Genomic DNA, 8067 nt, shown 5'->3' with positions numbered 1-8067 from the left:
CAGAATCGGGAATGAAAAAGGCCGGTGATCTGCGCGATCACCGGCCTTTTTTACAGCTATTGCTTAGACGCGTTCAAAAATCGCCGCGATCCCCTGGCCACCACCGATGCACATGGTCACCAGCGCGTAACGACCGCCGGTGCGATGCAGTTCGTGGATGGCTTTGGTGGCGATGATTGCGCCGGTCGCGCCCACCGGGTGGCCCAGGGCGATGCCCGAACCGTTCGGGTTGACCTTGGCCGGGTCGAGGTCCAGTTCCTGGCTGACGGCGCAGGCCTGGGCGGCGAAGGCGATGTTGGCTTCGATCACGTCCAGGTCGGCGACGGTCAGGCCGGCGCGCTTGAGCGCCAGGCGCGTGGCCGGGATCGGGCCCAGGCCCATGAATTCCGGTTCGACGCCGGCGTGGGCGTAGCTGACCAGGCGGGCGAGTGGCTTCAGGTTATTGACCTGGACCGCGTTGCCGCTGGCCATGACCAGTGCCGCTGCACCGTCGTTGAGGCCCGAGGCGTTGCCGGCGGTGACCGAACCGTCCTTCTTGAACGCAGGCTTCATCGCCGCCAGCTGTTCCAGGGACGTGGCGCGCGGATGTTCATCGACGCTGAACAGTTTGACGCCTTTGCGATCCTGGATTTCCACGGTCGCGATCTGCTCGCTGAAGTAGCCGTTGGCAATCGCGTGGGCCGCGCGTTGCTGGTCTTCGAAAGCCAGGGCGTCCTGCATTTCGCGGGTGATGCCGTTGCGCGCGGCGACGTTCTCGGCGGTGATGCCCATGTGGATGCCATGGAACGGGTCATGCAGGATGCCGAGCATGTAGTCGATGACCTGGGCGTTGCCCATGCGCGAACCCCAACGGGCGCTCGGCATCAGGTACGGACCGCGGCTCATGGATTCGGCGCCGGCACCGACGACGATGTCGGCATCGCCGAGCATCAGGGTCTGGGCGGCGTTGATGATCGCTTGCAGGCCCGAACCGCACAGGCGGTTGACGTTGTAGGCCGGGGTTTCCTTCGGGATGCCGGCGTTCATCGCCGCGACGCGGGAGATGTAGGCATCACGGGTTTCGGTCGGGATCACGTTGCCCATCACCAGGTGGCCAACGAGCGCCGGGTCCACGGCGGCTCGCTCCAGGGCGGCTTTCACGGCCGTGGTCGCGAGGTCGGCCAGTGGCACGTCCTTGAGCGAACCACCGAAGGTACCGATGGCGGTACGGGCGGCGCTGACGACGTAGATTTCTGGAGTGTTCATGGCTGGTTTCCTTTCGGTGGATTCTTATCTGTACTGCGATTGAGCAGGGCGTTCAAGGCGGTTTTCGCCTCGTCGGTATTCAGGCGCTGGATGAACAGCGTGTTTTCTTCGCGCAGGGTGGCTTCCAATTCTGGCAACGTCGCCTGTTTCATCAATTGGCGGGACTGGCGCAAGGCTTGCTGTGGCATGGCCAAAAAACGCTGGGCGATTTTTGTCGCCGCCGCCAGGCATTGTGCGCCGTCATCGAAGGCCTCGTTGGCCAGACCCCAGGCCACCGCTTCATTACCGTCCAGGCCGTTGCCCAACAGCAGCAGGCTCGCGGCGCGGGCATGGCCGAGGCGGCGTGGCAGCAACAGGCTGGCGCCGAATTCGGGACACAGACCAATGTTGACGAATGGCATGCGCAGCTTGGCGTTGCGGGTGACCAGTACCTGATCGCAATGCAGCAGCAAGGTGGTGCCGATGCCGATGGCCGCCCCGCAGACTGCCGCGATCAGCGGTTTTTGCAGACGCGTGACGACCTTCATCAGGTGGAACGCCGGGGCATCCAGATGAGTGGGCGGATTCTGCAGGAAATCCACCAGGTCATTGCCGCTGGTAAAGCAGGTCGGGCCGCCAGTGATGATGATCACGCCGGTCTGCTCGTCTTCGTCGGCGGCCTGCAGCAGGTTGGCCAACTGCGTGTACATGGCGTTGTTCAGCGCATTGAGCTTGTCCGGGCGGTCGATGGTCAGCGTCAACACGCCGTCGCGTTGCTCGTGTTTGATCAGGTCGGTCATCGCAGGCTCTGCAGGGTCGGTTCAGGGCTGCCACTTTAAGCGCCGGACAAACTCCGGATCTATGGCAAAACGGGTCAACTGCACTGCCGCTTTTTGCCATGCCGGTGTGCCAAAAGCGATACACACCCATTCGGGGTATGGCCGCGCCCGGCGAATCGACCAATAGTGGGGGCATCCGCTCATCCAGAGCCGAACTCGCTATAAGGTGCATTTGCTATGGGCAAGACACTGCTTAAGGTGATTTCCAGTCTGTTTGTTGTACCGCTGACATTGAATGCCTACGCCGCTCAAGTGGACGACGGCAATACGCTACGGCTTTACAACTGGGCGGACTACATCGGTGAAAAAACCATCGCCGACTTCGAAAAGGCCACCGGTATCAAGGTGGTCTACGACACCTTCGATTCTTATGAAACGGTACAGGCCAAGCTGCTCACCGGTCATTCCGGTTATGACCTGATCGTGTTGAATGCCTCCCTCGCGCCGCCGCTGATCAAGGCCAAGGTGTTCCAGCCGCTGGATAAAAAGCAGTTGCCGGGGTGGACCAACCTGGATCCGCAGATCCTCGAAGACCTGCAAGGCTATGACCCCGGCACCCAGTACTCTGCGCCCTACACTTGGGGCAGCAACGGCGTCACCTACAACGTCGACAAGATCAAGGAACGCATGCCGGACGCGCCGATCGGCTCGCTGGCGATGATCTTCGATCCGAAGATCGTCTCGCGCTTCGCCGATTGCGGCGTGACCCTGCTCGATGCCCCGACCGAAGTCATTCCCATGGCCCTGAAGTACCTGGGACGTGATCCACGCAGCGCCGCACCGGAAGATCTGAAAGCCGCCCAGGACTTGCTGCTGTCGGTGCGGCCGTACATCCGCAAGTTCGACTCGGTCAATTACCTGACCAGCCTGCCCAACGGCGACGTGTGCATGGCCATGACCTGGTCCGGCGACTACGCCACCGCCATGGCCCGCGCCGCAGAAGCCAAGAAGAAGATCGACCTGGCCTACTTCATCCCCAAGGAAGGCTCGCTGATCTGGTTCGACAACCTGTACATCCCGGCCGACGCGCCCCACGTCGCCAACGCCCACAAGTTTCTCGAGTACCTGATGCAGCCGCAGGTGATGGCGGATGTGAGTGATTTCATCAATTACGCCAACAGCAACGCCGCGGCCACGCCGTTGTTGAACGCCGATGTGCGCAACAACCCGGCGATTTACCCCGACGCGCAAACCCGCGAGCGCCTGTTCCCGCAGAAGACCCAGGACGCCAAGGACATGCGGGCGATTACCCGGGTCTGGAGCACCGTGAAAAGCGGCATCTGATGGGTTCGATCGTTAGTCATTTCGATTAGAGGTTTATTTATGGCGACTCCAACACGCAGCGTTTTTTCCCCAGCGGACGAGTCCCGGCTGGTCAAGGCCGACAAGGCTCACCATATGCACGGCTATCACGTGTTCGACGAACACGCCGAGCAGGGCTCGTTGAACATCGTCGCCGGTGATGGCGCCTACATCTACGACACCCAGGGCAATCGTTTTCTCGATGCGGTAGGCGGCATGTGGTGCACCAATATTGGTTTGGGCCGTGAGGAAATGGCCGAAGCCATCGCCGATCAGGTGCGGCAACTGGCCTATTCCAATCCGTTTTCCGACATGTCGAACAACGTGGCGATCCAGCTGTGCGAAAAACTCGCCAGCCTCGCTCCCGGCGACCTCGACCATGTGTTCCTGACCACCGGCGGCTCCACCGCCGTGGACACCGCCTACCGGCTGATCCAGTACTACCAGAACTGCCGTGGCAAACCCGAGAAGAAGCACGTCATCGCCCGATTCAACGCCTACCACGGCTCCACCACCCTGACCATGTCGATCGGCAACAAGGCCGCCGACCGGGTGCCGGAGTTCGATTACGCCAACCCGCTGATCCACCACGTCTCCAACCCCAACCCGTACCGTGCGCCGGACGGCATGGACGAGGCGCAGTTCCTCGAGTTCCTGGTCAAGGAGTTCGAAGACAAGATCCTCTCGATTGGCGCGGACAAGGTCGCCGGGTTCTTCGCCGAGCCGATCATGGGCTCGGGCGGGGTGATCATTCCGCCCCGGGGTTATCTCAAGCGCATGTGGGACGTCTGCCAGCGCTACGACATCCTGTTCGTCGCCGACGAAGTGGTGACTTCGTTCGGTCGCCTGGGCAAGTTCTTTGCCTCTTATGATGTGTTCGATGTGCAGCCCGACATCATCACCACCGCCAAGGGCCTGACCTCGGCTTACCTGCCGCTGGGCGCCTGCATCTTTTCCGACCGTATCTGGAAAGTCATCGCCGAACCGGGCAAGGGCCGCTGCTTCACCCACGGCTTCACCTACAGCGGGCATCCGGTGTGCTGCACGGCGGCGCTGAAGAACATCGAAATCATCGAGCGGGAAAACCTGCTGGCCCATGTCGACACGGTGGGGGCGTACCTGGAAGAGCGCCTCGCGACCCTGCGGGACTTGCCGCTGGTGGGGGATGTGCGCTGCCAGAAACTCATGGCCTGCGTGGAGTTCGTCGCCGATAAACGCACCAAGGCGCTGTTCCCCGACGAGATCAACATCGGCGAGAAGATCCACGTGCGGGCCCAGGCCCGGGGTTTGCTGGTGCGGCCGATCATGCACCTCAACGTGATGTCGCCACCGTTGATCCTGACCTTTGCCCAGGTCGATGAAATCGTCGAGACCTTGCGCGAATGCATTCTGCAAGTGGCCGCCGAGCTTGAAGCGAGCGGACAGTACGCGGGCCAATGATTTCGTCAGTCAGGCTGTTACCAAGGGCGTGTCCAGCCGCTAGACTGCGGGGCATGAGCAAACCAGACGACGATACGCTGATCGCGGTGCCCTTCGGGGCATTGCACAAATGGCATGGGGGAATGCGCGAGGCATTCGCCCATATCGATGAGCCCGACGCCCTGCAACACCTGGCGTCGGCGTTGGCGCAGCTGGTGTCCGTCGAGTCGATGATGATCAGCCTGGAACGCAAGGACCGCGCACCGCAGCTGCTGCATCAGCGCGGGATTGCCCAGGAGTATCAGGTCTCGATTCTGGAGCGCTATTTTGCCGGTGGTTATTTGCTCGACCCATTCTGCCTGGCGGTGGAGCAGGGCTTGGCGCAAGGCTTCTATCATCTGGAGGAGATTGCCCCGGACAACTTCTTCGACAGCGACTACTACAAGTCCTATTACCTGAAGGCGGGTTGCTCGGAAGACAGTTACTACATCGTCGATATCGGCAATGACACGAAGATTTCCGTCAGCCTCTATCAGGGTTTCGGCGGCGAATGCCTGAGCGCCGAACAGCTGAATCTGCTGCGTGCCGTAGAGCCATTGGTGCGCGAATTCATCAGCGAATTCAGTCAACGGGGAATGCTGCGCAGTAGTGAGATCCAGTGCGATAAAGACCAGGGCCTGCGCGATGATCTCAAGCACCGGGTGCAGTCGGCGTTCGAGCATTTCGGCAGCGACCTGCTCACCGAACGTGAGCGACAAGTGGCGCATATGGTGTTGCGCGGGCATTCGGTGAAATCCACGGCCAGCCAGATGAACATCTCACCGGAAACCGTGCGCATGCATCGCAAGAACCTGTACCTGAAATTGGAGGTGGGGTCGCAGTCGGAGTTGTTTGCGCTGTTTATCGAGTGGTTGCGCAAGCATTAGCAGACAACGCAGATCAACTGTAGGAGCGAGCCTGCTCGCGAAAAACCTGAGATCGCCACGGGGTGTCAGGCAGCCAGTTTCATCGTTCACGAGCATCGCGAGCATGCTCGCTCCTACAGGTGTAATTGATCGGCCACAGATTTTTTGACCAACCCGGAACCCTGTAGGAGCGAGCCTGCTCGCGAAAAACCTGAGAGCACCGCGTTCATCCAGAAAGCGCATGCCATCATTCACGTCCATCGCGAGCAGGTGTTGCGTCAGTCTTCGCGTTTTACGACCAGGGTGAGAATGTCATAACTCGCCACCAGCTCACCCAACTGGTTGGTCACTTCCACATCCCACGCCACCACCCCTTGCGGGATGCCCTGAGGGCTCTTCTTGCCCTGATCGATCTTGCGCTTGCAGGTCAGGCGCGCCTGGATGGTGTCGCCGATGCCTACCGGGTTGATGAAGCGCAAGGTGTCCAGGCCATAGTTGGCCAGCACCGGGCCGACGCCAGGGGAGACGAACAGACCGGCCGCCGCCGACAGCACGAAGTAACCGTGGGCGATGCGCTTGCCGAACTGCGATTCCTTGGCCGCGATCTCGTCGAAGTGCATGTAGAAGTGATCACCCGACAGGCAGCCGAAGTTCACCAGGTCCGCTTCGGTGACGGTGCGGCGGTGAGTCAGCAGCGATTCGCCGATCTGCAGGTCCTGGAAGTGACGACGGAACGGATGCACGTCGGTTTCGATGACCTTGGCGCCGCGCACGTATTCGCCGGTGACCGCCGCCAGCATGGTCGGCGAACCTTGCACCGCCGCGCGTTGCAGGTAGTGCTTCACCGCGCGCAGGCCGCCGAGTTCTTCACCACCGCCAGCACGCCCCGGGCCGCCGTGTTTGAGTTGTGGCAGCGGCGAGCCGTGGCCGGTGGATTCGCCGGCGCAATGGCGATCCAGCACCAGCAAACGGCCGTGCCAGGCAGCCGCGACCGGGATGGCCTTGGCGGCGATTTGCGGATCCTTGGTCACCAGGCTGGCCACCAGGCTGCCTTTGCCGCGAGCGGCCAGGGCCAGCGCTTCGTCGAGATCGTCGTAGGCCATCAGGGTGCTGACCGGGCCGAACGCTTCGATATCGTGGGCACCGCCCTCGGCGTGCGGGTCGCGGGCCTGCAACAGGGTCGGGGCGAAGAACGCGCCTTTGTCGACATTTACACCACGGGGTTCGAAACCGTCGCGGGCGCCGAACAGCATGTCGCTGCTCTGCAACAGCGCTTCCAGGCGTTCTGCCACGTCTTTCTGCTGGTCGTGGGAAGCCAGTGCGCCCATGCGCACACCTTCCACCGACGGGTCGCCGACCATCACTTTGGCCAGGCGATCGCGCAGGCGGGTAGCAACGGCATCGATGTGTTTGGCCGGGACGATGGCGCGGCGGATGGCGGTGCATTTCTGCCCGGCCTTGGTGGTCATTTCCCGGGCGACTTCCTTGATGAACAGCTCGAACTCTTCGTCATCCGGGGTCACGTCCGGGGCGAGGATCGCGCAGTTCAGCGAGTCGGCTTCAGCGTTGAACGGTACCGAATTGCGGATCAGGTTCGGGTTGACCCGCAGCTTGGCCGCGGTGTCGGCGGAACCGGTGAAGGTCACCACGTCCTGGCCTTGCAGGCGGTCGAGCAGGTCGCCGGTGCCGCCGATGATCAGCTGCAGGCTGCCCGCCGGCAACAGGCCGGATTCATCGATCAGGCGCACCACGGCTTCGGTCAGGTAGCTGGTGGCGCTGGCGGGCTTGACGATGCACGGCATGCCGGCGAGGAAGCTCGGGGCGAACTTTTCCAGCATGCCCCAGATCGGGAAGTTGAACGCGTTGATGTGTACTGCCAGGCCACCGCGAGGCACCAGGATGTGCGTACCGGCGAAGGTGCCCATTTTGCTCAGCTGCATGGCCGGGCCTTCGTGGACGATGTTGCCCGACGGCAGCTCGCGGGAACCGAGGCTGGCGTAGGTGAACAGCGTGCTGTTGCCGCCTTCGATGTCGATCCAGCTGTCGGCACGGGTCGCGCCGCTGTGGTGGGATATCGCGTAGAGCTGTTCCTTGCGCTCGCTCAGGTACAGGGCCAGGGCCTTGAGACGCTGAGCGCGCTGCTGGAAGTCCAGCGCCATCAAGCCACTGATGCCCTGGCGACGGCCGTGCTCGATGGCTTCGGCGAAGTCTGGGCGCTCCTCATGGGTGCGGGCGATTTCATGGCCGTCGATGGCGCTGCGCAGCACTTGTGCGCCCTGTTGACCGATCCAGCGACCGGCGATGAAACTCTGCAGGGTAGGGGCATGCAGTGTAGGTGAAGAGGACATCACGATTGCTCCTGGTTTTGAAGGGTTGTG

The 8067-nt window shown here is 62.0% G+C and carries 6 protein-coding genes; 3 read left to right on the top strand and 3 right to left on the bottom strand.

Annotated features, from left to right (window positions below):
- Window positions 1-63 precede the first annotated feature (63 nt).
- The gene (locus tag ACM6J5_RS11425) at window positions 64-1245 is read right to left on the bottom strand and encodes an acetyl-CoA C-acyltransferase family protein (RefSeq protein ID WP_414928530.1); all 1182 of its coding nucleotides are present in this window, start codon (window positions 1243-1245) and stop codon (window positions 64-66) included.
- A complete protein-coding gene (locus ACM6J5_RS11420; RefSeq protein WP_150674001.1) occupies window positions 1242-2024 on the bottom strand; it encodes an enoyl-CoA hydratase-related protein in 783 nt (260 codons plus the stop codon). Before ACM6J5_RS11420 ends, ACM6J5_RS11425 begins: the two co-directional genes overlap by 4 nt.
- Before the next feature lie 216 nt (window positions 2025-2240).
- Here ACM6J5_RS11420 and ACM6J5_RS11415 point away from each other — a divergent pair, with 216 nt between their 5' ends.
- From ACM6J5_RS11415 to ACM6J5_RS11405, 3 genes are read left to right on the top strand one after another with little or no spacing between them, the layout of a single operon-like run.
- The gene (locus tag ACM6J5_RS11415; protein ID WP_095942556.1) at window positions 2241-3347 is read left to right on the top strand and encodes a polyamine ABC transporter substrate-binding protein; all 1107 of its coding nucleotides are present in this window, start codon (window positions 2241-2243) and stop codon (window positions 3345-3347) included.
- Between the two features lie 39 nt (window positions 3348-3386).
- Window positions 3387-4805: an aminotransferase gene (locus ACM6J5_RS11410; protein ID WP_095942557.1), complete on the top strand. Its 1419-nt coding sequence runs from the start codon at window positions 3387-3389 to the stop codon at window positions 4803-4805.
- Window positions 4802-5710, top strand: coding sequence for a LuxR C-terminal-related transcriptional regulator (locus ACM6J5_RS11405; protein WP_150673999.1), 909 nt, complete (start codon window positions 4802-4804; stop codon window positions 5708-5710). The genes ACM6J5_RS11410 and ACM6J5_RS11405 overlap by 4 nt, the downstream gene beginning before the upstream one ends.
- Before the next feature lie 257 nt (window positions 5711-5967).
- Here ACM6J5_RS11405 and paaZ read toward each other — a convergent pair whose 3' ends face one another.
- Entirely contained in the window at window positions 5968-8037 is a 2070-nt protein-coding gene (gene paaZ / locus ACM6J5_RS11400) for a phenylacetic acid degradation bifunctional protein PaaZ (protein WP_414928529.1), read from the bottom strand.
- Window positions 8038-8067: the final 30 nt, after the last annotated feature.

The organism is Pseudomonas sp. IT-P74 (genome assembly GCF_949768175.1).
Classification (GTDB): domain Bacteria; phylum Pseudomonadota; class Gammaproteobacteria; order Pseudomonadales; family Pseudomonadaceae; genus Aquipseudomonas.
This window is presented reverse-complemented; position numbering and strand designations above follow the sequence as displayed.

Excerpts from the sequence above, each read along its gene's own strand:
- ACM6J5_RS11425 (WP_414928530.1), bottom strand. The coding sequence starts at position 1,245 with ATGAACACTCCAGAAATCTACGTCGTCAGCGCCGCCCGTACCGCCATC.
- ACM6J5_RS11420 (WP_150674001.1), bottom strand. The coding sequence starts at position 2,024 with ATGACCGACCTGATCAAACACGAGCAACGCGACGGCGTGTTGACGCTG.
- ACM6J5_RS11415 (WP_095942556.1), top strand. The coding sequence starts at position 2,241 with ATGGGCAAGACACTGCTTAAGGTGATTTCCAGTCTGTTTGTTGTACCG.
- ACM6J5_RS11410 (WP_095942557.1), top strand. The coding sequence starts at position 3,387 with ATGGCGACTCCAACACGCAGCGTTTTTTCCCCAGCGGACGAGTCCCGG.
- ACM6J5_RS11405 (WP_150673999.1), top strand. The coding sequence starts at position 4,802 with ATGATTTCGTCAGTCAGGCTGTTACCAAGGGCGTGTCCAGCCGCTAGA.
- paaZ (WP_414928529.1), bottom strand. The coding sequence starts at position 8,037 with ATGTCCTCTTCACCTACACTGCATGCCCCTACCCTGCAGAGTTTCATC.